Below are 23270 nucleotides of genomic sequence, written 5' to 3' on the forward strand. Positions count from 1 at the left end.
GAACCGGCCGAAAGTACGGCCCCGGCCGGGCCGACCGTACTGCGGGCCGATGAGCCGGCGGGCGGCGGGCTTCGAGGATGAGCGGCATGCCGAACGAGCAACCACCCCCGGTGCTGCACGCCGAGGGCCTGACGAAGAAGTACGGCCGCCATGCGGCGCTCAGCGATGTCGACCTCACCGTCCCGCCGGGACGCGTCATCGGCCTGGTCGGGCCGAACGGCGCCGGGAAGTCCACCCTGCTGCACCTCACGTGCGGCCTGACCGAGCCGACCTCGGGTTCGCTGCGCGTGCTGGGGTCCACCCCGGCGGCGGGGTCGGCGCACCTGGCGCGCGTCGGGTTCGTCGCGCAGGACACGCCCGTGTACGGGTCGTTCAGCGTCGCCGACCACCTGCGGATGGGCGCGAAACTGAACCCGACGTGGGACGGCGCGCTCGCCCGGCGGCGCATCGCGCAGGCCGGGCTGCGCCCGGACCAGAAGGCCGGCGGCCTGTCCGGCGGGCAGCGTGCGCAGTTGGCCCTGACCATCGCCGCCGCCAAACGCCCCGACCTGCTCATCTTCGACGAACCGGCCGCCGCGCTGGACCCGCTCGCGCGCACCGGGTTCCTGCGGAACCTGCTGGAGTTCGTCGCCGAGCTGGGCGCCGCCGCCGTGCTGTCGTCGCACCTGCTCGGCGACATCGAGCGGGTCTGCGACCACGTGATCGTCCTGTGCGCGTCCCGGGTGCGGGTCGCCGGGGACGTCCAGGACGTGCTGGCCTCGCACCGCCGCCTCATCGCGCCGCGCGGCGGGCTCGCCCGGCCGCCCGCCGGCATCGAGATCATCCGCGCCGAGCGCGCCGGCGAGCACGACACCGCGGTGGTGCGGGGAGACGCGGTGCCGCCGGCGCCGTACCGGATCGAGCCCGTCTCGCTGGAGGACGTCGTCCTCGCCTACATGACCAGGGCGTCCGGCGACGCCGGGGAGGGCCTGCGATGATCTGGCTGACCTGGCGGCAGTTCCGCGTCCAGGCGCTCGTCGCCGCCGCCGCGCTGGCGGTGATCGCCGCGTACCTGGTGTATCTCGGCACCGACATCCGGGACGCCCACGACGCCTACCGGGCCCGCTGCGCGGGCAGGGCCGCCGACTGCCCGGCGGCGCTGGCGCAGTTCCGCAGCGACTACGAGAACACCCTGCTGTTCCTCGCCGCCGGGCTCCAGCTGATCCCCGTCGTCATCGGCACGTTCTGGGGCGCGCCGCTGATCGCGCGGGAGCTGGAGACCGGCACGCACCGCCTCGTGTGGAACCAGAGCGTGACCCGGCGCCGCTGGCTCGCCGTCAAGCTCGCGTTCGTGGCGCTGGCCGGTGCCGTGCTCACCGGCTCGGCCGCCGCGCTGCTCACCTGGGCGGCCCGCCCGTTCGACGAGGCGACCGAGGACCGCTTCTCCACGGTCGTGTTCGGTGCCCGCGACATCGCGCCGATCGGCTACGCCGTCCTGGCGTTCGCGCTCGGCACTGTCGTCGGCCTCCTCGCGCGCCGGACGCTGCCCGCGATGGCCGTCACCGGCGTCGCCTTCGTAGTGCTCCAGTTCACGTTCCCGAACCTGGTCCGGCCGCACCTCCTGCCCCCGGAGAGGACCACGTTGCCGATGACCGCGCAGGCCATCAACGGAGCGCAGAACATCGGCAGCATCACCGGCGGCGCCGTCGTCCACGGGCTGACGATCCCCGGCGCCCCCGGCGCCTGGGTCAGCGACATCAGCCCGTTCCGCACGGCCGACGGCCGGACGCTCGGCGGCGCGGAGTTCGACGCGTGCCTCGACGGCCCGCCGCGGACCGGCGCCGGCGGGCGGTTCGGCGACACCGCCGTCTGCCTCGGCCGGCTGAATCTCCATGTCGACATCGCCTACCAGCCGAAAGGCCGCTACTGGGCCTTCCAGGGGCTGGAGACCGCCGTCTATCTCGCCCTCGGCGGTCTCCTCGCGGGGTTCGGGCTCTGGCGCATCCGGCACCGGGTGGGGTGAGGGTCAGACGAGGGTCGCGCGGGGTGCGCTCAGGCGGCCCTGCGCGTAGTCCTCCACGAGGTGGCGGACGGTCTCCATGGCGTCCTGCTTGTTGGTGCCGATGAAGCCGGTCGGGCCGCGCTTGATCCAGCCCGTCGCGTACACGCCGGGCAGGACAGCGCCGCCCGGCTCGGCGAGGACGCGGCCGCCGGCGTTCGGCATGACGCCGCGGGCCTCGTCGAACGGGACGCCGGGGACGGCGGTGCCGCGGTACCCGATCGAGCTGAGCACCAGGCCGGCGTCCAGGGTCTCGCGCTCGCCCGTGGGCTCGACCCGGTCGCCGGAACCGGCGACGTAGGCGTTGCGGACCAGCTCCACGCCCCGCACGCGGTCGTCGCCGGTGATGGCGAGCGGCGACGCGAGGTACCGCAGGACGATCCGCTTCCCCTGCCCCGCCGTGGACCGTTCCGCCAGCTTGCGGAGCAGCGCGACCTTCTGGGAGGCGGTGTGGTCGAGGGCGCCGGTGTCGAGGTCCAGGTCGGCGGAGTCGAGCACCAGGTCGATGCCCGGCGTCTGCATGAGGCCGACGAGTTCCGGCACCGTGAAGGCCGAGTGGGCGACGCCGCGGCGGGCGACGATGACGACCTCCTCGACCCCGCTGCGCCGCAGCGCGTCGAGGGCGTAAGGCGCGATGCTCGTGCCGGCCAGGCGCTCGGGATCGGCGGTCAGGATGCGGGCGACGTCGAGGGCGACGTTGCCGTTGCCGACGATGACGGCGCGCCCGTGCGACAGGTCGAACCGGCGGTCGGTGTAGTCCGGGTGGCCGTTGTACCAGGCGACGAACTCGGTGGCGGTCGCGGTGCCGGGCAGGTCGCGGCCCGGCACGTCCAGGCGCCGGTCGGCGGACGCCCCGACCGCGTAGAGCACCGCGTGGTGCCGGTCGAGGAGCTCCTCGTGCGTCACGTCCCGGCCGACCTGCGTGCCGTAGACGATCCGGACCCCGTCCTGCGCCGCGATCCGGTCGAACAGGTCGCCGACCTGGCGGGTCTTCACGTGGTCGGGGGCGACGCCGGTGCGCGCCAGCCCGTACGGGGTGGACAGCCGCTCGTACATCGTGACCCGCGCGCCGGGCACGGTGAGCAGCTCGTCCGCCGCGTACATCGCGGCCGGTCCCGTCCCGACGACCGCCACGTCCAGCGGCTCGCGCCCCTTCGGCACGGTGAGCGGCGGGACGTGCGGCGCCAGCAGCGGCCGCGGCCGGCCGTCCCGGTAGAACGCCTCGTTGATCGACACGAACGGCTCCTGCGCCGCCGGCAGCCGGTCGTGCGGGACGATCGCGTCGACCGGGCACGCGGTGACGCAGGCGCCGCAGTCGACGCAGGCGACCGGGTCGATGTAGAGCATGTCGGACGTGAGGAAGTCCGGCTCGTCCGGGGTGGGATGGATGCAGTTCACCGGGCAGGCGTAGACGCAGGACGCGTCGCCGCAGCACGACTGCGTGACCACGTGGGGCATGGCGGGGGCGTTCCTTACCGGGTCGGGCGGCGCGGGTCAGGCGGCGTGGGCCTGGCGGTGCGGCTCGCCGCGGTACCGCGAGGGCTTGCCGTCGATGCCGCACAGCTCCCAGACCTTGCGGGCGGCGGGGTTCATCAGGCCGAGCTCCTCCGCGAGCATCCGCACGTCGCCGAAGTAGCCGCGCAGGATCGCCTTGGACTCCTCGCGCCGCCAGAACGCCTCGCGCATCACCTTGCGGGGGATGTCGAACTCCTTGGCGAACTGCCGCGGCGGCGCCATGATCGCGCCGGCCAGCCAGCGCATGATCAGCGGGTAGGCGATCGAGGTGACGCCCTTGCCGACCTTGTTCTGCCGCGCCACGTGCTCGTTGAGGAAGCGGTGCGCGAACGAGATGTGCCGCGCCTCCTCGGCGATGTGGATCTCCATGGTGCGCAGCAGCGCGGGCGGGCGGGCGGCGCCGTCCCGGATGACGTCCTTCTGGAAGTGGTCGATGGGCTCCTCACCGGCGAGGATGCCGATGAAGAAGATGACCGGCGCGTAGGCGGCCAGGTGCCAGAGCGAGGAGGTCGCCCGGTAGGGCGCCCTCATGCCCGGGGCGTCCACGCCGGTGCGGTTGACCAGCTCCTGGAACATCTGGATGTGGTTGCACTCCTCCGACATCTCGTGGAGGCAGTACCGGAACTCCGGGGAGCCGTTCGGCAGCTTCATCGCGTACTGCATCATGCCGCGGATGAGGATGCTCTCGAAGCTCAGCCCGACCTTCTGCATGTTGGCGGTGCGCCACAGCCCGATCGCGATCCTCTTGTCCTCCGGCTGCGCCTTGTACCAGGGGTGCGCGCCGAGCGGGTCGCAGTCGGGCAGGATCCAGCGCGGGTCGGAGGCGTCGATCGCGAAGTCCTCGGAGTCCCAGTCGATGTCGAGGTACGGGTCGAACCGGCGGTGGACGGATCCGTTGGAGAGGGTCCGCAGGAACTCGCGGTACTCGGTCGCCTGCGTCATCGGGGACCTCCTAGATCGTTTACACTTCCTATAGGAACTGTAAACAGTGGTCGCTTACCGGGTCAATGGGCGGCGACTGTGGGCCCGGCCATAGAATCGGGTTCATGCCGAGGCAGGACGGGGACATGCACGCCCGCATCCTCGACGCCGCCGCCGCGTGCCTCACCGAGGGCGGGTTCAGCTCCAACCGGATGCTGTCGGCGATCGCGCGCCGCGCCGGGATCTCGCGGCCGACGCTGTACAAGTACGGCGGCACCCTCGACGAGATCAAGGAAGCGCTGATCGACCGCGAGCTCACCGCCTACCTCGCCGAGGCCGTGCCGATCATCGACGCCGCGCGCTGGGACGCCGACTACGTCTCCGACCTGCTGGCCTTCCTCATCGGACGGGCCCGCGCGCACCCGCTGCTGTCGGCGGCCGTCCGGGACGTCCCCGACATGGTGCTGCCGTGGTTCACCGTCCGCGCCGACATCACCGTCGCCCGGGTCACCGCCCTCGCCGCGCCGGTCGTCCAGGGCAAGATCGACCGGGGCGAGCTGCCGCCGGTCGACGTGCCGGTCCTCATCGACGTGCTGACCCGCATCGTGCTGTCGCTGGTGTTCGTGAACAGCGCCGGCGTCGACGCCGACGACCCGGAGGACCTCCGGCGCTACCTGCGTACCGTCACCGGGTTCGTCTCGCTCCTGGCCAGGCCCGGCGAAGGCGCCGCCCCGGCGGCGTCCGCCCACTGATCCGCCCGCTGACCGGCGTCCGGCGACCGGGCCAGGTCCAGCGGCTGCGCGGTGAGCGCGGGCTGCGCGGCGGCCGCGACGGCGGTGGCCGCCCGGACGAACGCGGCGACGGCCGGCGAGCGGCAGTCCTGGGGCCAGGCGATGCAGAACTCCGCCGGCGGAAGGTCGCGGACGGTCCGGTAGGCGATGCCGGGACGCGCGTGCCGCCGCGCGATCGACACCGGCACGAACCAGATGACGCCGCCCACCTCGACCACGCTGAACAGCTCCATCAGGTCCCGGACGGGCCGGCGGCTCTCGGCGAACGACCCGCGCGCGGCGGACTGCTGCACCCCGGCGTCCCGGTGCGAAGGGCCGGGCGGCAGGCCGCCGAGCTCCGCGGGCCTGCCGTCGGGCAGCACCCGGCCGGCGAGGTCGGACAGCGACAGCGAGGAGCGGGCGGCGAGCGGGTCGGACGCGGCCAGCGCGACCAGCCGGGGCTCGGTCAGCAGCGGCTCGACGTCCAGGCCGCGGCCGTCGGCCAGCTCGGGGACGACCGCGACGTCCGCGCGGCCGTCGCGCAGCGCGGCCTCCTGCTCGCCCCGGCCGCCGAGCACCAGCTCGACCGGGATCGCCTCCGGCTCGCGCCGGTACGCGGCGAGGAACTGCGGCAGCAGCCCGGCGTCGAAGTCGGCCTTGAGCGCGAGCCGCAGCTCGGGGGCGGGGCGTCCGGCGTTGCGGGTCCGCCGCGCGGCGGCGGTGATCGCCTCCAGCACGGTCCGCGCGTCGCGGAGCAGCACCTGCCCGGCGGCGGTGAGCTCGACCTGGCGGGTGCTGCGCTCGAACAGCCGAACGCCCAGGCCGCGCTCCAGCTCGCGGATCGCCCGGGACAGCGGCGGCTGCGCCATGCCCAGCCGCTCGGCGGCCCGCCGGAAGCTCAGCTCCTCGGCGACGGCCACGAAGTACCTGAGCTGCCGCGACTCCAGGTCATTCATATCCCCAGGGTATCAATGCGGACCGGATCGATCCTTCAGCTTCGCGGCGGCGGCGACTTGACTGGTCGACGCCGGCGCCGTTGCGGCGCCCCCCTTTCACCGCGTCTGGAGACTTCAATGATCGTCATCACCACACCCACCGGCAGGATCGGACGCCGGGTCGTCGACGGCGTGCTCGCCGCCGGGGCCCCGGCCCGCGTGATCGTCCGCGACGCGTCCCGGCTGCCCGCCGAGGTGCGCGACCGCGCCGAGGTCGTCGAGGGGTCGCACGGCGATCCCGACGTCGTGACCAAGGCGTTCGCCGGCGCCGACTCCGTCTTCTGGCTCGCGCCGCCGAACCACCAGGCCGAGCGCCTCGACGACGTCTACTCCCGCTTCGCCCGGCCGGCCTGCGAGGCTTTCCGGAGCCAGGGCGTCCAGCGGGTCGTCGGCGTCTCCGCCCTGGGCCGCGGAGTGCTCCCCGACGCCGGCCACGTGACGGCGACGCTGGCGATGGACGACCTCATCGCGAGCACCGGCGTGCACTACCGCGCGCTGACGCTGCCGACCTTCATGGACAACATGCTCGGCCAGGTGGAGAGCATCAAGAACGAGGGCGTGTTCTTCTCGGCGCTCTCCGGTGACCGCAAGCTGCCGACGTGCGCCTGCCGCGACATCGCCGACGCCGCCGTGAAGCTGCTGCTCGACCCGTCGTGGACGGGGCGCGGCGACGTCCCGGTGCTCGGCCCCGAGGACCTGTCGAACGACGACATGGCACGGATCATGTCCGAGGTGCTCGGACGGCCGGTCCGCCACCAGCAGATCTCCGTCGAGGCGTTCAGGGAGAGCCTGCTCGCGCGCGGGGTGTCCGAGGCGAACGCCCAGGGGCTGGTCGAGATGTTCGTGGCCAAGGAGAACGGCCTCGACGACGCCGAGCCGCGCACCCCCGAGTCCGCCTCGCCCACCACCTTCCGCGAGTGGTGCGAGGAGGAGCTGAAGCCGGCCGTCCTCGACTGACCCGGGTCACGCGCGGGGAAGCGCGGGACAGGCCGTCACGAGGTCCGCGCGAGCCTGCGCCGGGCCGCCCGGCCCATCCGCTCGGTCCCTCCGGCGTGCGCGCCCTCGCCCTTGCCGGACGGCGCGCCCGCCGGGGGAACGCGGACCTCGATGCGCCCGTCCCGGACCCGCGTCTCGAAGCAGGGCTCCGGCGTGCTCGCCGGGCCGCGGACGATCCCGCCGTCGGCGAACCGGAAGGTGCTGTCGTGCCACGGGCACGTGACGCAGCCGTCCGCGATCGTCCCCTCGTCCAGCGGCCCGCCCATGTGGGTGCACGTGGCCTCCAGCGCGAACACGCGCCGGTCCGACCGGTAGAGCATGATCCGCACGCCCTCCACTTCGACCGTGCGGTGCTCGCTGTCGGGCAGGTCGTCCTCCCCCAGGACCGGCGTCCAGTCCTGCGGGCCCTCCTGCCACGCGGTGCGGTTGACGTTCACGCCCCGCACGAAGGACAGGTGGCCGCCGAGATAGGCGCTGAACGCCATCACCCCGAACCCGGCGAGGCCCAGGGCCTTGCCGGTGCCGCGGCTCCCGCGGGCCCGCGCGGCGATCGACGCCCCGTACAGGCCGAGCGCCATGGTGTTGGCCGTGGCGTGGACCATGCCCACCCGCCGCTCCGCTCCGAGGGTGTCGGCCCAGTCGTTCAGCCCGGACAGCGCCGTCGGCACGGCCGCGACCACACCGGCCGTCACCAGCAGGTCGGCCGCGGACTCGGCGTCCCGCCCGCCGGCGGCGTCCAGCAGCGTGGACATGCTCCACGCCCCGACCACGATGTCGGTGAGCGGCGGGTGCAGCGGATGGCCCAGATTGGTCCCGCTGAGCAGATTGCGGACGATCCGCGGCCGTACCACGCGCTGGACCGCCGAGCTCAGCGGTCCGGCGACCCTGTCCAGCGCCTCCGCCTTCTCCAGCCGGCTCATCATCCTGTGCGGCATGCTCATCAGTGCCTCCCCAAGGCCCAAGAGAACGATCACGTTCCGCGACCCCGCGACGTCGCTCGTCCGCTCTCTATCCGCCCTGCGGGCCGCAAAACCGCCCGGACCGCGGCGTCGCGGCGCAGACGGCTCCGCGGAGCCGCCGGCGATCAGGGGCGGCGCTGCCGGACCACGCGGACGAAACGCACGTCCAGGTCGTCGCCCGCGCCGGTGGTGACGCGGAAGTCCGTGCCGCCGTTCAGGCCGTCGGCGAGCACGGGGCGCGGCAGCCGCACCGTCGCGGTCTTCCACGCGCCGTCGCCGGTGCGGCGTATGCGCGGTGAGCGGCCGCCCTCGTACTCGAGCCACCAGGAGCCGCGGCCCGCGTCGCGGTAGGTCACCTTGATCTCCACGGGCCCGCGGTCGCGGCGCGGGCGGAACCGCTCGTCCACGTCGAAGTACAGCGACGTCTGCCCGTGGGCGCGGTCGGTGCGCAGCCCCTCGTAGGCGGTGCCGTTCTCCTTGGAGAGGACGTTGCGGTGCACGTCGGCCGTCGCGCGTCGCGGAGTGCCGTCCGGCCGGACGTCGCGCTGGACGAGCCAGCGTTCGAGGTTGCGCACCCACGGCCGCGTCCGCCATGCGCGGTTCCCGGTGAAGGGGCCGGTCTCGTCCCGCCAGTAGGTGTCCTCGGCATCGCGCAGCGCGGCCCAGGCGTCGGGCGAGTCGGAGGCGGTCTTGCCGAGGCTCAGCCGCACCCACCGCCATTGGGCCGGGTACTGCTTCATGTACGACGGTCCCGGCACCACGTACAGCCAGTTGACGCGCAGTTGCAGCGCCTTGAGGTTGGCCTGGCGGACGGCGTAGTACGGGTCGTCGGTGGTGTAGTCGCAGTCGTTGAAGCACTCGTTCTCGGTGGCGACGACGTGCCGTCCGTCGTGGACGGGCATGCGTTCGTCGACCGTCATGTGCCCGTCCGGCCCGATGCGGCTTCCATAGGACGGGGCCTCGCTGAGGTGGTAATTGAACTCCTCGGTGATGCCGGTGCGGATGCCGAGGCCCGCGTCGACCGCCTGCCTGGCGAACAGGTCCGTCCTGTCGCCCCACGGTCCCCACGGGTAGTCCTCACCGGTGAACACCAGCTTGGTGCGGTACGCCCCGAACAGCGCGGCGAGGTCGCGCCAGGCGTGCGCGTACCAGGACCGGTACTCGTCGAAGGTCAGCCCTTCCTTGGCGGCGGCGCTGACGATGTCGTAGTCGAACTCCGCCCACGTGAACGCGCCGGGGACGTAGACGAACCGCAGCCGCGGGTCCGCGCGCAGGCCCGAGTCGACGAACAGCCTCTTGTAGAGGCCGAGGAGCCGGCTCCACACGCATTCGTTCCAGATCGGCAGGTGGTACTGGCCGTCATAGTCGGGGCCGATCGCCTTCACGTCGCACTCGTCGGCGACCCACTGCGGCGCCCACGTCGAGCCGCTGGCGAACACGCGCATCCAGAAGGGCCGTTCTTCCGCGAGTTGCTCGCGCAGCGGCCGGAACGTCAAGTCCTCGGCGGTGCCGGTGGTGTCGTCGCGGACCCGTCCCGGGCCGTCCGGCTGGAGCTGCCGCCAGGTGAGGTCGAGCCCGCGCAGGTCGACGTGCTGCTCCGGCGCCGCCTGCTCGGAGAAGAAGCCCGAGTTCGGTGAGGGGCGGACCCACGCGGGCAGCGTCCAGTCGTCCCCCGGCCCGATCCGGACGCTTCCGGAGACCGCGGTCATCGACGCGGCGCCCGCCGAGGCGAACAGGACCAGCAGCGCGGACAGGACGGCGGTCAGCGTCCTCACGACGGGTCCGCCTCGCCCGCCGGTCCCGGCACCCCGCCGGCTTCCGCCATCTCCGCCTCCCGCTGCCGCCCGCTTGACGATCGAAATCTTTCACACATGATGCATCGTTGTGATCGATTGTCTCAGTTATCGTCCAGCAAGCCGCGCTCCAGGCGGAGGATCCCTTGCTCACTGAGCGATTGTGTTCTAAAGTGCCGCGCATCCTGCACAATCGAGCACGAGTACCTGGAGGCGATCATGAGGCAGCCGAGCGGTCGCCGCATCACCGCGCTGGTCACCGGGGTCGCCCTGGTGGCCGGACTGTCCTCGGGCTGCGGTTCGGACGGCGGCGGCGCGGCCAAGAAGATCACCTTCTGGCACGGCTACACCGACGTCCAGGCCGACACGATCACCAAGCTGGCCGGCGAGTGGAACGGCGCGCACCCCGACCAGAAGGTGGAGCCGGTCTTCAGCAACAACGACAACACGCTGCAGAAGACCCTCGCGTCCTTCGTGTCCGGCAAGCCGCCGTCCGTCGCCTACCAGTTCGGCTCCTCGATCACCGCGCTGACGGGGCGGCACCAGACCCAGGATCTCACGTCGCTGGTCAAGGGCAGCCCCGACCTGAACTGGGACGACTTCTACCCGGCGGCCCGGCAGGGCGCGACCGTGGACGGCAAGATCTACGGCGTGCCCGCCCTGGTCGACAACCTCGGGCTCGTCTACAACAAGAAGCTCTTCGACGCCGCCGGCCTGGACTACCCGACGCCGGACTGGACGTGGGACGACTTCCGCGACGCCGCCAGGAAGCTGTCGGGCAACGGCAAGTACGGATGGTCGTACGTCAACGACGGCACCGAGGACACCGTCTGGCGCTTCCTCGCCCTGCTCTGGCAGGCGGGGGGCGACCTGCTCGACTCCGGGAACAAGAAGGCCGCCTTCAACTCCCCCGCCGGGCAGCAGGCCATGCAGCTGCTGCGCGACATGGCCGTCACCGACAAGTCGGTCTACCTCGACACCGGCGACCAGCAGTACCTCAACCTGTTCAACTCCGGCCGGATCGGCATGCTGTGGACCGGCCCCTGGGACCTGGGCCAGATCAACAAGGACGTCTCCTACGGCGTGCAGTACCTGCCCGGCAAGGCCACCCACGCCACGATCTCCGGCCCCGACTACTACATGCTCTTCGACAAGAAGGCGCGGAAGACCGCGTGGGCGTTCCTGAAGTGGCTGACCTCGCCGCAGATCCACCTGCGGTACGCCGTGCAGACCGGTGACCTGCCGCTGCGGACCTCCGAGGAGAAACTGCCCGGCTACAAGGACTACTTGGCCAAGTATCCCGGCAACAAGGTCTTCATCGACAACCTGAGCAAGAACGTCACCAAGTCCCGGCCGAACATCAAGCAGTACCCGCAGATCTCGAAGGTGCTCGGCACCGCCGTGCAGGGCGTGCTGCTGGGCAAGACGCAGCCGCAGGCCGCGCTGGACGAGGCCGCCAAGGAGATCGACGGCATCCTGGCGGGCGCCTGATGGCGTCCACCGCACTGACCGCGCGCACCGCCCGCGGCGGCCGCCGGCCGCGCCGGTCGCGGCGGCGGCTGGGCGAGCACCTGGCCGGCTGGGGCTTCGTCTCCCCGGCCGTCCTGCTGATCGGGATCTTCGGCATGCTGCCGGTGCTGTGGTCGTTCTGGCTGTCGTTCCAGGACACCGACCTCACCTCGCCCGGCACGTTCGCGGGCGGCGCCAAGTACGCCGAGCTGGTCAAGGACCCGCTGATGTGGGATGCGGCGAAGCGGTCGGCGATCTACACGGTGCTCTTCGTCCCGCTGACGATGGTGCTGGCGCTGCCGATCGCGGTGCTGCTCAACCAGAAGATCCGCGGGATCACGCTGTACCGGATGGCGGTGTTCGTCCCGCTGGTCACCTCCACGGTCGCGACCGGCATCATCTTCAACTGGCTGCTCAACCCGCAGTTCGGCCCGGTCAACGCGGCGCTGGCCAAGGCGGGGCTGCCCCAGCAGGGCTTCTTCCAGGACCCGAACCAGGCGCTGTTCGCGCTGGTCGCCATGACGGTGTGGGGCTGGCTCGGCTTCGCGGTCATCATCTACCTGTCGGCGCTGCAGAGCGTCCCGAACGACCTGATGGAGGCGGCGGCGCTGGACGGCTGCGGCCGCCTCAAGGCGTTCCGGCACGTGGAGCTGCCGCTGCTGGCGCCCGCGTCCGGCTTCCTGCTGGTGTGGCTGACGATCAACTCGCTGCAGCTGTTCGACGAGGTGTACGTGACGACCAAGGGCGGGCCGCTGCGCGCCACGACCGTCGTCGTCTACCACCTGTACAACAAGGCGTTCGTGGACTTCGACGGCGGCTACGCCGCCGCGGTCGGCTGCGCGCTGTTCCTGGTGATCCTGCTGGTGACCGTGGTGCAGCTCGCGATCACCCGCCGCACCTCCTTCTACGAGGGCCGATGAGCATGTCGACGATGAACGCCCCGGCCGCGCGCCGGTTCCGGTTCCGGCGGCCGAGCCCGCTGCACCTGATCCTGCTGCCCATCGCGCTGGTGATGACCGCGCCGCTGCTGTGGATGGTGCTGCTGTCGATCTCCACCGAGGCCGAGACGCGGCGGTTCCCGCCCGGCCTGCCGTCGGGGATCGAGTGGCACAACTACACCGACGCGCTGCGGGACGCGCCGCTCGGGCACTGGCTCGGCAACAGCGCACTGGTGTCGGTCAGCTGCGTGGTCGGCAACCTGGTGTTCTGCTCGCTGGCCGGGTACGCCTTCGCCCGCATCCGGTTCCTCGGCAGCAGGGCGCTGTTCGTCGCGGTGCTGGCCACGCTGATGGTGCCGTTCCAGATCGTCATGCTGCCGACGCTGATCATGGTGCGGGCCGTCGGGCTGACCGACACGCTCGGCGCGCTGATCGTGCCGAACCTGGCGACCGCGTTCGGGATCTTCCTGCTGCGGCAGTTCTTCATGACGGTGCCGCGCGAGCTGGAGGAGGCCGCGCGGATCGACGGCGCGAGCCGGCTGCGGATCCTGTTCCAGGTGATGCTGCCGCTGATGCGCCCGACGCTGGCGACCCTGGCGGTGCTGACGTTCCTGCAGACCTGGAACGACTTCCTGTGGCCGCTGATCGCGGTGCAGAGCCCCGAGCACATGACCGTCCAGCTGGGGCTGCAGACCTTCCAGGGCGCGCACACCACCAACTGGCCGCGGCTGATGGCCGGCACGGTGATCAGCCAGCTGCCGGTGTTCGTGCTGTTCTTCGTCGCGCAGCGGTTCTTCGTCCGGTCGGTGGCGACGGCGGGCCTGAAGTAGCGGGCGCGCGGGCGGGCGGGGCGGCCGGGGCCTCAGGCCACGGTCACCTCGACGCCCGCCGCCTGGATCCGGTCCAGCTCGGCGCGGTCGGCGCCGGCGTCGGTGATCAGCATGTCGATCTCGCCGATCGGCGCGATCCGGGAGAAGGCGCGGTGCCCGATCTTGGACCCGTCGGCGAGCACCACCACCCGGCGCGTGGCGCGCATCAGGCAGTGGTCGGTGCGCGCCTCGATCTCGTCGTGGGTGCTGATGCCGGCCTCGGCGTCGATCCCGTCCACGCCGAGGAAGACCAGGTCGAGGCTGATGTCGGAGAGCGTGCGGTCGGCGATCGGCCCGACCAGCTCGTAGGACTCGGGGCGGACGCCGCCGCCGGTGACGACCAGGTCGATCGCCGGCCGCACCGACAGGTCGGCGGCGATGTTCAGGGCGTTGGTGACGACCTTGAGCGCGCGGCCGGTGGACAGCAGCCGGGCCAGCTCGGTGATGGTGGTGCCGCCGTTGAAGCCGACCGAGTGCACCGAGCCGTCGACCAGCCGCACCGCGGCCTGCGCGATGCGGCGCTTCTCCTCCTGGCGGCGGCCGCCGCGGTAGCGCATCGGCAGCTCGTAGATGACCTCGGCCGCCATCGCGCCGCCGTGCGTGCGCTTGAGGAGCTGCTGCTCCTCGAGCACCTGGAGGTCGCGGCGGATCGAGGCGGCCGAGGCCCGAAGCTCGGCCGACAGGTCGACCACGCTCACCGAGCCGTGCTGGGCGAGCCGTTCGAGGATGAGGGGAAGGCGGTCCTGCTGACGCATCCGATCATTATAGACGGGCTGCGGTGCGCGAACGTACGCGTTTCAGCGGGAAATAGTCACGCAATTTGCGCGAGTGCTTCGGCGAGCGCGGGCTGGCCGGCCGTGCCGCCGGTCGCGCGGGTGGACAGCGCGCCGCACACCGCACCGAGCCTCATCGCGTGGGCGAGGTCGCCGCGGTCGAGCCAGCCCGCCAGGAAGCCGGCGTCGAAGCTGTCGCCCGCGCCGACGGTGTCGACGGGGTCGGCGTGCGGCGCGTCCACGTGCACGGTCGCGCCGTCCTGCAGGGCGACGGCGCCCCGCCCGCCGCGCTTGACGACCGGGACGCAGCCGGCACCGACCAGCGCGGCCAGCGCCTCGGGCAGGTCCGCGCGGCCGCTCAGCGCCAGCGCCTCGGCCTCGTTGGGCAGCAGGAACGTGCACTCGGCGAGCAGCCCGGGGGCCAGTTCCCACCGTCCGGACGGGTCGTCGTTGGTGTCCAGCGAGGTCGTCGCGCCGGACGCCCGGTGCTTGCGCAGCAGCGCGGGCAACGCCTCGGCGAGGCGCGGCTGGAGGAAGTAGGACGCGGCGTGCACGTGCCGCGCCGCGACGTCGGGAACGTGCTCGGGCCCGAACCCGGCCAGGCAGCCGGACGCGGTGAGGATCGCCCGGTCGCCGCCGGGCCGGTTCAGGCACACCGTCAGCGCGGTCGGCAGCGTCTCGTGCCGGACGACCCGGGACACGTCGACGCCCGCGCCGCTCAGCGCGTCCAGCACGAAGTCGCCGGCGGCGTCCCGGCCGACCAATCCCGCGAACGCGGTGGCCAGGCCGAGCCGGGCGGCGCCGTGCGCGGCGATCGCCGCGGACCCGCCGAGCGCGAGCACGCCGCCCCCGACCAGCGTCTCCGCCTGGCCGTAGGGCGGGACGTCGGGGGCGCCGTGCACGAGGACGTCCGGGTTGGCGTCCCCGACGACCAGCAGGTCGAGCATCACTTCCCCCGCAGCGCGGCGGGCAGCGCGTCGCCGTGCGCGGCCGTGAGCGCGTCGCACAACTCGGCGATGCGCTCGACGGGTAGCGCGGCGGCGGTCGCCGGGTCGCACATCGCGGCGTGCCGGACGTGCGCCGGGTCGCCCTCGACGGCGGCGGCGACGGTCAGCTCCACCACGTTGAGGAAGGAGCGGTTCAGCGCGGCGAGCTGCGGCGGCAGGGCGCCGACATGGTGCGGGTGCACGCCCATCCGGTCGAGCGTGGCCGGGACCTCGACGCCCGCGCCCATCGGCAGGTTGGTGATGAGGCCGGTGTTGGCGGTGGTCACCTGGATGGTGCGGCGCTCCCCCGTGGCGAGGCTGTGGATGACCTGCGGCGCGTACTCGGTGGCGTCCTCGTCCTCGCGTGGCGCCGGGTGCTCGCCGCGGGCCAGGCAGTCGCGGACCCGCGCGTACTCGGCCAGGTTCCCCTCGCTGATCTTCACGTAGTCGCCGACCGGGATGCGCAGCCGCTCGATCTCCGCCGCGTCCTTCAGGTACCAGGGGACGTACTCGGACGAATGCTCGCTGGTCTCGGTCGGGTAGCGGCCGAGGCGCCGGTACATGTCGACGCGCACCCGCCGCTTGAGCTCCGGGTCGGCCTCGATGGCGGCGTCCAGCGCCGGGTACAGGTCGCGGCCCCGGTGCTCCCACTTCAGCACCCACGCCTGGTGGTTGACGCCGGCCGAGTGGAAGTCGACCTCCTCGTACGGCACGCCGACCAGGTCCGACAGGTCCCGGACGGTCCAGTACACCGAGTGGCACAGCCCGGCGGCCTTCACCTTCGGCGCGACCGTCGCGAGGTACTGGAGGTTCATCGCCATCGGGTTGGTGTAGTTGAGCAGCCACGCGTCCGGGCAGACGGCCTGGATGTCGGCGGCGAGCCCCTCTAGCAGCGGGAACGTTCGCAGGGCGCGGAAGATCCCGCCGATGCCGAGGGTGTCGCCGATCGTCTGCCGGACGCCGAACTCCGCCGCGACCTCGAAGTCCTTCAGCGTCGCGGCGTGCCCGCCGACCGCGACCATGTTGACGACGACGTCGGCACCGTCCAGCGCGCGGCGGCGGTCCAGGGACGCGGTGATGGCGGGCGCGGCGCCGTGCTCCTTAGCGGTGAGCCCGGCCAGGCCCTCGGCGACCTCCAGCCGCTCGGGGTCGATGTCGTGCAGCGCGAGCCGGACGCCGCCGAGCTCGGGGTAGGAGAAGATGTCGCGCAGCAGCTGGCGGGTGAACTCGACCGAGCCGGCGCCGACGAAGGCGATGTTCAGCATGCAAGTCGTCCAATGCTCTCGGCGGAACGGGGCGCGATGACCTCCAGCAGGTGCGCGACCTGCTCCCGCATCGCGTCGCGGGCGGGCGCGAGGTAGCGGCGGGGGTCGACGCCCCGGTCCAGGTTCGCGCGGACCGCCCCGGTGAAGGCGATGTTGAGGGCCGTGCCGATGTTGATCTTTGTCATTCCCTGACCGACCGCGCGGCGCAGCTCGCCGTCGGGGACCCCGGACGAGCCGTGCAGCACCAGCGGGACCGGCACCGCGTCGCGCAGCCGCCCGATGAGGTCGTGGTCGAGGGCGGCGGTGCGCTCGGTCATGGCGTGCGAGCTGCCGACGGCGACCGCGAGGGCGTCCACGCCGGTCGCGGCCACGAACGCGGCGGCCTCGGCGGGGTCGGTCCGGACGCCGGGGGCGTGCGCGCCGTCCTTGCCGCCGACCTCGCCCAGCTCGGCCTCCAGCCAGAGGCCGTGCTCGTGGGCCCAGGCGGCGGCCGCCGCGGTGCGGGACACGTTCTCGGCGTAGTCGTGCTCGGAGCCGTCGTACATCACCGAGCCGAAGCCGTGGTCGGCGGCCAGGCGCATCAGGTCCTCGTCGGTGACGTGGTCCAGGTGCAGCGCGACGCGCGCGCCGGACTCCTCGGCGACCGCACGGGTGGCGGCGGCGACGGGGCCGAGCCGCCCGCCGTGGAAGCGGACCGCGTTCTGGCTGATCTGGCAGATGACCGGGCGGCCGGTCTCCTCGGCCGCCGCGACGATCGCCTCGGCGTGCTCCAGCGTGATCACGTTGAACGCGGCGACGCCTTCGCCGGGCCGCACCAGCTCGGCGGTGTTCACCAGGGGCATGATGTCTCCCTTGCCTTCGTGGCCCGGCGGTGCCGCCGGAGGACGTCGGGGTCGAACTCGCCGGCGGCGGGCGCGGCGACCGCGGCGGCCGACAGCGCGACGGCCTCGGCCAGCGCCCGCGGCCAGGGCGTCCGGTCGCGCAGCGCCACGGCCAGGGCCGCGGCGGCGGCGTCGCCGGCGCCCGTCGGGTTGCCGGCGACGACCTCGTGCGGGACGGCCTCGAAGCAGCCGTCGGGGGTGACGGCGAGCATCCCGTCCGCGCCGCGCGAGACGACCAGCGCGCCGCCCTCCCCCAGGGCCGCGCGGTCCAGTCCCGCCGCGGCCATCTCGGCCTCGTTGGGTTTGAGCAGGTCCGGACGGGCCTCGGCGGCGGCGCGCAGCACGGGCCCGCCCGCGTCGACCAGCACCCGGGCGCCCGCCTTGCGAGCCAGCCGGGTCAGGGTGGCGTAGGCGTCCTCGGGCAGGCCGGGCGGCAGGCTGCCGGACAGCACCACCACCGACGCCTCGGCGGCGCGCACCGCGAACGACTTCTGGAACGCCGCCCACTCGTCCGGGCGGACGTCCGGTCCCGGCTCGTTGAAGATCGTGGCGTCGGTGTCCACGACCGTGACGGTGCGCCGCGTCTCCCCCGCGATGGCGGCGAACGCGCACGGCACCTCCAGCGCGTCCCGCACCATGGCCCCGGTGGCGCCTCCCGCCAGCCCCGCCGCCAGCGTCTCCTCGCCGAGGGCGTGCAGGACGCGGGCGACGTTCAGCCCCTTGCCGCCGGGACGCTGCAGCATCGACGCGACGCGGTGCGAGCCGTGCGGGGTGAGCCTGGGGACCCGGTAGGTCACGTCCCAGGCGGGATTGAGGGTGACCGTGAGGATCATCAGGACAGGATGATCGAGCGGGTGAGGTTGCGCGGCCGGTCCGGGTCCAGGCCCTTGGCCTCGGCCAGCGCCACCGCGAGCCGCTGGGCCCGCACGAGGTCGGCCATCGGGTCCAGCCCGGACGCCTCGACCAGTGCTCCGGTGGCGGCGACCTGCTCGGGCAGGCCCTCCGGCGTCGGGCCGAAGAACCAGGTGAGGCTGCGGTCGTCGGTGACGCTGATCGGCCCGTGCCGGTACTCCATCGCCGGGTAGGACTCGGTCCACGCACCGGCGGCCTCGCGGACCTTCAGCGCCGCCTCGTTGGCGATCCCGTTCGTCCAGCCGGCGCCGAGGAAGGTGAACTGGCCGCGTTCCACGGCGCCCTCGGGCAGCGGCGCCTCGACGGCGGCGCGGCACTGCTCGACCAGGTCCGCGGGCAGCGGGCCGAGGTGCGCGCGCAGCAGCGCGAGCGCCGTCGTGGCGAACCGGGTCTGCACCACCGAGCGCTCGTCGGCGAAGTCGAGGACGACGAGGGAGCCGGCGACGTCCACGATGGGCGTCCGCGGGTCCCCGATGAGCGCGGTCGTGGGCAGCTCGGTCCTGCGCAGCAGGTCCAGGACCTCGGTCGTGGTGCCCGAGCGGCAGATCGCCACCACCCGGTCGTAGCGGCGTCCGTGCGGGAACTCCGACGCCGGGAACGCGTCGGTCTCCCCCGCCCCGGCCGCCTCCCGCAGGGACGCGTACGCCTGGGCGATGAACAGCGAGGTGCCGCACCCGACGACCGCGACGCGCTCCCCCCGCGCGGGCAGGCCGTCCGCGCCGTCCGCCATCGCCGCGGCGCGCTCCCAGCAGCCCGGCTGCGAGGCGATCTCCTCAAGAACGAACGACACCAAGGCTCCTAATTGCTCGTTTGTGCGCCTTATGCGCCAGTAACGTACAAGAGTGAGCACATGTCGGCAAGTGCGCTGCACCGGCCCGCAGCGGGACGGCCGCCGGCGGATCGGCTGCCAGGGGGCGATGAGTTCCGCGGGCTCGTCCGGTCTGCATCCATGACCGGACCGTCCGACGCAGAAGGAGACCCACCATGAGCGACACGACCGCCGCCGGAACCGTCCGCAGGGTCGCGAATGTGATCATCCCGGTGCGGGACCAGGACCGGGCGCTGGAGTTCTACTGCGGGACGCTCGGCCTCGACAAGCGCGCCGACCAGCCGTTCGGCGGCGGCTACCGCTGGATCGAGGTCGCCCCGCCCGGCGCCGAGACGCCGATCGCGCTCTGCCCGCCGCCCGAGGGCACCGACGCGGGCGGCCGGGAGACCGGCATCGCGCTGTCGACCGCCGACATCGACGCCTGCCACGCGCGGCTGAAGGCCGCCGGGGCGGACGTCGACGCCGAGGTGAGCCGCATGGGCGACCCGGTGCCGCCGATGTTCTGGTTCCGCGACCCCGAGGGCAACACCCTGATGTTCGTCGAGGAGACCTGAGCCGCCCCGCCCGGCGCCGCCTCATGGGTCGCTTGGAGGGGGCGCGGCCGGCAGGTCAGCCGGAGACGGACGGGCGGCCGTCCTCCAGGTGGCCCATGAGGCGGCGCCGGAACGCCGCGTCCTCGGCGGCGCGGATCTCCACGTCGTACCAGCCGTGTTCGGTGGCCCAGGAGACCGTCACGCTCTTCCCGGCGGCCACCGTCGCCTTGCGGGACGCCTTGCCGTAGGCGAGGGCCTTGAGGGTGAACGTGAGGGGTTGCGTGCCCCGGTTCCGCAGGGTGATCTCGATCCGGGCGGCACCGGCGGCGCGGGACGCCACGTCCGCGCGGGCCGCCGCACCCGAACGCGCGCCCGCGAACTCGCGCCGGAACCCGTTCGGGCCCGTCAGCGTGAGCCGGTACCGCCCGTCCTTCAGCGCCACCCGCTCGACCGCGCGTCCGGCCACGTCGTAGTGGCGCGGCGTGGCGAATTCCCCCGCGTACGGGTAGAGCGCGAGGTGCGAGGCGCGGGCGCCCCGCTCGGTCATGGTGACGACCAGGGCGTCGCCTTCGAGACGCGCCGACGCGTCGGTGCGGTACGGCAGCGGGCGGGCCGGGCGCCTCCCCGGCTCCGGCGCTGGGTCCTTCTGGACGACGGGCGGGAGCGCCGGCCAGCGCAGGTAGAACTTCGGCGGCGTCCCCGGCCGGGGCACCGGCGGCGGGCCGGCGGTGCGGCGGAAGTCGAACGCCGAGGTCAGATCGCCCGCGACGGTCCTGCGCCACGCGCCGATGTTCGGCTCGCGGACGCCGAGCCACCGCTCCAGGAACCGGATCGTCGAGGTGTGGTCGAACACCTCCGAGCACACGTACCCGCCGGCCGTCCACGGCGAGACGACGGTCATCGGCACGCGGAGGCCGAGCCCGATCGGCTTGCCGTCGTAATGCTCGTCCGCGGCGTCGGCGGGCGGCAGGGGCGGCGGCACGTGGTCGAAGTAGCCGTCGTTCTCGTCGAAGAGCAGGAACAGCGCGGTGGTCTCCCACGTCCGCCGGTCGGAGGCGATGGCGTCCAGCACCTGGTAGGTGATGCCGGCGCCCTGGATCGGGCTCCCGGAACCGGGATGCTCGGACTCGGCGGCCGACGCGACGATGTAGGACACCTCGGGGAGCCGTCCCGCCTCGACGTCGGCACGGAACGCCGCACCCAGCGTGCCGCCGTCACTGCGGCGCAGAGCGCGCTCGAACAGGTCGCGTTCGGGAGCCGGGAGCGCCGCGACGCCCTTGTCCAGGGCGGCGAGCATGCTCTTCCGCTCGTCCGCGCCGGCCTTGGCGACGGCGCCGTAGAACTCGGTGAGGCTCTTGTACGCGCCGGTCGGCGCGAGCGCCTTCCGCATCACCTGCTTGAACGTGGTGAGGAACTCCAGCGGGTTGTCGGTGAAGTTGTCCCACTCCTGGTACACCTTCCACGTCCGGCCGGCCTTCGACAGCCGCTCAACGTAGGACGTCAGGGCGTAGCCGGGGTGGTTCGCCTCGTCGTAGGCGTCGTTCTCGACCGCGCGGTGCCCGTTCTTCTCATAGCCGATCGTCCCGGTCCAGTGGTAGGTCCGGTTGGGGTTCGTGGGCCCGAACACCGAGCAGTGGTAGGCGTCGCAGACGGTGAACGTGTCGGCCAGCTCGTACTGGAACGGCAGGTCCCGGCGGTCGTAGTGGACCATCGTCGGCGTCTGCTTGGCCGCGATCCAGCCGTCGTGCCAGCCGTCGCCGCGCGCCTTCTGGCCGGTGTCCCAGCCGTGGTCGAGGCCGGCGATGTAGTTGACGTCCGTGAGCGGGCCGTGCCCGATCGCGTCGCGGGCCAGGAACGGTTTGACGCGCCGCAGCGGGCCGGGCTGCTCGAACACCGGGCGTCCGTCGCGCAGCTCGATCGCGTTGCGGTCGCCGTAGCCGCGCACGCCGCGCAGCGTCCCGAAGTAGTGGTCGAACCCGCGGTTCTCCTGCATCAGGAACACCACGTGCTCGATCGAGCGCAGGCCGCCGGGCTTCACCGGCTGCGCCAGCGCGGCGTGCACCGACGGCGGCAGCAGCGAGGCGACGGCCGCGCCGCCGGCGACGCCGGCGCCGGAGGCGAGGAACGAGCGGCGGGAGGGACCATCGCGGCGAGGGCTCATGACCGCACAGCGTGAGCCGCGCGGGTAACGGGACGACCGCGGTCACGCGTCCGCCCGGTAACGGACATGAAAGAGATTCATGTGACTCCGCCGGCGGCGCGCCGGGGCTGGCGTTTACCGGACCGAACGGGTTTCGTATGTTGAGCCTGCAACGAAGTACGGCCCGTTCCCTGCCGGAGGAAGCCCGTGGACCACGTCAAGCAGTTCTACATCGGCGGCCAGTGGGTCGCCCCCCGCACCGACACGACGCTCGAGGTCATCAACCCGGCCACGGAACAGCCGATCACCTCCATCGCCATGGGCGGCGCCGACGACGTCGACGCCGCCGTCGCCGCGGCGAAGGAGGCGTTCGAGACGTTCTCCCTCACCACCAAGCAGGAGCGCCTCGACCTGCTCGACGCGATCATCGCCGTCTACGGCCGGCGGATGGAGGAGCTGGCCGACGTCATCAGCCAGGAGATGGGCGCGCCGCTGTCGCTGGCCCGGGCCGCGCAGGCCGCCGCCGGCTTCGGCCACCTCGCCACCGCGCGGGCCGTCCTCGCCGACTTCGAGTTCGACCGCCCGATGGGCGCCACCCTGGTCACCCGCGAGCCCGTCGGCGTCTGCGGGCTGATCACGCCGTGGAACTGGCCGCTGAACCAGATCGCCTGCAAGGTCGCCCCGGCCCTCGCCGCCGGCTGCACGATGGTCCTCAAGCCGTCGGAGGTCGCGCCGCTGAACGCGATCCTGTTCACCGAGATCCTCGACGAGGCGGGCGTCCCGGCGGGCGTGTTCAACCTCGTCAACGGCGACGGCCTCGGCGTCGGTGCGCCGCTGTCGGCGCACCCGGACGTCGACATGATGTCGTTCACCGGGTCCACCCGCGCCGGCATCGAGGTCGCCCGCGCCGCGGCCCCGACCGTCAAGCGCGTCGCGCAGGAGCTCGGCGGCAAGTCCGCCAACATCATCCTGGACGACGCCGACCTCAAGGCCGTCATCACCCGCGACGTCGGCAACATGTGCACCAACTCGGGCCAGTCGTGCAACGCCCCGAGCCGGATGCTCGTCCCGGCCGCGCGCATGGACGAGGCCGCCGCCATCGCCGCGGAGGCGGCCCGCGACATCGTCGTCGGCGACCCGCGGGAGGAGACCACGCGGATCGGCCCGGTCGTGTCGGCCACGCAGTACGGCCGGATCCAGCAGCTCATCGAGAAGGGCATCGGCGAGGGCGCCAAGGTGGAGGTCGGCGGCCCCGGCAAGCCCGAGGGCCTGGAGACCGGCTACTACGTGCGCCCGACGGTGTTCTCCCACGTCACCAACGACATGACGATCGCCCGCGAGGAGATCTTCGGGCCGGTGCTGGTGCTGATCGGCTACGAGGACGACGACGACGCGGTCCGCATCGCCAACGACACCCTCTACGGCCTGTCGGGCTACGTCTCCGGCAGCGCCGACCGCGCGAAGGCGGTGGCCCGCCGGCTGCGCACCGGCAACGTCCACCTCAACGGCGCGGGCCCCGACTTCAACGCGCCGTTCGGCGGCTACCGCCAGTCCGGCAACGGCCGCGAGTGGGGCGCGCTCGGCTTCGAGGAGTTCCTGGAGACCAAGGCCATCATGGGCTACAACGACTGACGCCGGCACCGGATGC

21 protein-coding genes are annotated in these 23270 nt (G+C 72.9%); 9 read left to right on the plus strand and 12 right to left on the minus strand.

What is annotated here, in order from left to right; translation table 11 throughout:
- Positions 1-86 precede the first annotated feature (86 nt).
- Together QP089_RS18590 and QP089_RS18595 are read left to right on the plus strand one after the other, a co-directional pair.
- Positions 87-977 carry an ABC transporter ATP-binding protein gene (locus tag QP089_RS18590; protein ID WP_285912915.1) on the plus strand — a complete coding sequence of 297 codons (891 nt, stop codon included), beginning with the start codon at positions 87-89 and terminating at the stop codon, positions 975-977.
- Positions 974-2002, plus strand: a complete 1029-nt coding sequence (locus QP089_RS18595; protein ID WP_285912916.1) for an ABC-2 membrane transporter-related protein — start codon at positions 974-976, stop codon at positions 2000-2002. The genes QP089_RS18590 and QP089_RS18595 overlap by 4 nt, the downstream gene beginning before the upstream one ends.
- Before the next feature lie 3 nt (positions 2003-2005).
- On the opposite strand, the gene QP089_RS18600 is transcribed toward QP089_RS18595, so the two are convergent.
- Together QP089_RS18600 and QP089_RS18605 are read right to left on the minus strand one after the other, a co-directional pair.
- Entirely contained in the window at positions 2006-3496 is a 1491-nt protein-coding gene (locus QP089_RS18600; protein ID WP_285912917.1) for an FAD-dependent oxidoreductase, read from the minus strand.
- A 36-nt stretch (positions 3497-3532) separates the two neighbouring features.
- A complete protein-coding gene (locus QP089_RS18605; protein ID WP_285912918.1) occupies positions 3533-4495 on the minus strand; it encodes an AurF N-oxygenase family protein in 963 nt (320 codons plus the stop codon).
- Between the two features lie 104 nt (positions 4496-4599).
- On the opposite strand from QP089_RS18605, the gene QP089_RS18610 reads away from it, so the two are divergent.
- Positions 4600-5226: a TetR/AcrR family transcriptional regulator gene (locus QP089_RS18610; RefSeq protein WP_285912919.1), complete on the plus strand. Its 627-nt coding sequence runs from the start codon at positions 4600-4602 to the stop codon at positions 5224-5226.
- Here QP089_RS18610 and QP089_RS18615 read toward each other — a convergent pair.
- Positions 5145-6200: a LysR family transcriptional regulator gene (locus QP089_RS18615; protein ID WP_285912920.1), complete on the minus strand. Its 1056-nt coding sequence runs from the start codon at positions 6198-6200 to the stop codon at positions 5145-5147. The genes QP089_RS18610 and QP089_RS18615 overlap by 82 nt on opposite strands.
- Positions 6201-6317: 117 nt before the next feature.
- On the opposite strand from QP089_RS18615, the gene QP089_RS18620 reads away from it, so the two are divergent.
- A complete protein-coding gene (locus QP089_RS18620) occupies positions 6318-7196 on the plus strand; it encodes an NmrA family NAD(P)-binding protein (protein WP_285912921.1) in 879 nt (292 codons plus the stop codon).
- A gap of 35 nt (positions 7197-7231) precedes the next feature.
- On the opposite strand, the gene QP089_RS18625 is transcribed toward QP089_RS18620, so the two are convergent.
- Positions 7232-8176, minus strand: a complete 945-nt coding sequence (locus tag QP089_RS18625) for a Rieske (2Fe-2S) protein (RefSeq protein ID WP_285912922.1) — start codon at positions 8174-8176, stop codon at positions 7232-7234.
- A 143-nt stretch (positions 8177-8319) separates the two neighbouring features.
- Positions 8320-9969: a hypothetical protein gene (locus tag QP089_RS18630; protein ID WP_285912923.1), complete on the minus strand. Its 1650-nt coding sequence runs from the start codon at positions 9967-9969 to the stop codon at positions 8320-8322.
- Positions 9970-10206: 237 nt separating this feature from the next.
- Between QP089_RS18630 and QP089_RS18635 the strand changes: the two genes are divergently transcribed.
- Genes QP089_RS18635 through QP089_RS18645 form a run of 3 tightly spaced genes read left to right on the plus strand, consistent with a single transcriptional unit; the run spans position 10207 to position 13264 of the window.
- Positions 10207-11478 (plus strand): ABC transporter substrate-binding protein, encoded by a 1272-nt coding sequence (locus QP089_RS18635; protein WP_285912924.1) that lies wholly within the window; start codon positions 10207-10209, stop codon positions 11476-11478.
- Positions 11478-12416: a carbohydrate ABC transporter permease gene (locus QP089_RS18640; protein WP_285912925.1), complete on the plus strand. Its 939-nt coding sequence runs from the start codon at positions 11478-11480 to the stop codon at positions 12414-12416. The genes QP089_RS18635 and QP089_RS18640 overlap by 1 nt, the downstream gene beginning before the upstream one ends.
- Positions 12413-13264 (plus strand): carbohydrate ABC transporter permease, encoded by an 852-nt coding sequence (locus QP089_RS18645; RefSeq protein WP_285912926.1) that lies wholly within the window; start codon positions 12413-12415, stop codon positions 13262-13264. The genes QP089_RS18640 and QP089_RS18645 overlap by 4 nt, the downstream gene beginning before the upstream one ends.
- Before the next feature lie 32 nt (positions 13265-13296).
- On the opposite strand, the gene QP089_RS18650 is transcribed toward QP089_RS18645, so the two are convergent.
- The 6 genes from QP089_RS18650 to QP089_RS18675 are packed head-to-tail and all read right to left on the minus strand — an operon-like array spanning position 13297 to position 18910.
- On the minus strand, positions 13297-14058 hold the full coding sequence (locus QP089_RS18650; protein ID WP_285912927.1) for a DeoR/GlpR family DNA-binding transcription regulator: 762 nt from the start codon (positions 14056-14058) through the stop codon (positions 13297-13299).
- A 56-nt stretch (positions 14059-14114) separates the two neighbouring features.
- Positions 14115-15023, minus strand: a complete 909-nt coding sequence (locus tag QP089_RS18655; RefSeq protein ID WP_285912928.1) for a carbohydrate kinase family protein — start codon at positions 15021-15023, stop codon at positions 14115-14117.
- On the minus strand, positions 15023-16327 hold the full coding sequence (locus QP089_RS18660; protein WP_285912929.1) for an alpha-glucosidase/alpha-galactosidase: 1305 nt from the start codon (positions 16325-16327) through the stop codon (positions 15023-15025). The genes QP089_RS18655 and QP089_RS18660 overlap by 1 nt, the downstream gene beginning before the upstream one ends.
- Entirely contained in the window at positions 16321-17169 is an 849-nt protein-coding gene (locus QP089_RS18665) for a class II fructose-bisphosphate aldolase (RefSeq protein WP_285912930.1), read from the minus strand. Before QP089_RS18665 ends, QP089_RS18660 begins: the two co-directional genes overlap by 7 nt.
- Complete coding sequence (locus QP089_RS18670; RefSeq protein WP_285912931.1) at positions 17157-18041, minus strand: 1-phosphofructokinase family hexose kinase; 885 nt, start codon at positions 18039-18041, stop codon at positions 17157-17159. The genes QP089_RS18665 and QP089_RS18670 overlap by 13 nt, the downstream gene beginning before the upstream one ends.
- The gene (locus tag QP089_RS18675) at positions 18041-18910 is read right to left on the minus strand and encodes an SIS domain-containing protein (RefSeq protein WP_285912932.1); all 870 of its coding nucleotides are present in this window, start codon (positions 18908-18910) and stop codon (positions 18041-18043) included. The genes QP089_RS18670 and QP089_RS18675 overlap by 1 nt, the downstream gene beginning before the upstream one ends.
- Before the next feature lie 194 nt (positions 18911-19104).
- Between QP089_RS18675 and QP089_RS18680 the strand changes: the two genes are divergently transcribed.
- Positions 19105-19503, plus strand: a complete 399-nt coding sequence (locus QP089_RS18680; RefSeq protein ID WP_285912933.1) for a VOC family protein — start codon at positions 19105-19107, stop codon at positions 19501-19503.
- Between the two features lie 55 nt (positions 19504-19558).
- Here the strand turns inward: QP089_RS18680 and QP089_RS18685 are convergent, their stop codons facing one another.
- On the minus strand, positions 19559-21643 hold the full coding sequence (locus QP089_RS18685; RefSeq protein WP_285912934.1) for a phosphocholine-specific phospholipase C: 2085 nt from the start codon (positions 21641-21643) through the stop codon (positions 19559-19561).
- Positions 21644-21829: 186 nt separating this feature from the next.
- Between QP089_RS18685 and QP089_RS18690 the strand changes: the two genes are divergently transcribed.
- A complete protein-coding gene (locus QP089_RS18690; RefSeq protein ID WP_285912935.1) occupies positions 21830-23254 on the plus strand; it encodes an aldehyde dehydrogenase family protein in 1425 nt (474 codons plus the stop codon).
- Positions 23255-23270: the final 16 nt, after the last annotated feature.

It is taken from the genome of Actinomadura opuntiae (assembly GCF_030283205.1).
Classification (GTDB): Bacteria; Actinomycetota; Actinomycetes; order Streptosporangiales; family Streptosporangiaceae; genus Spirillospora.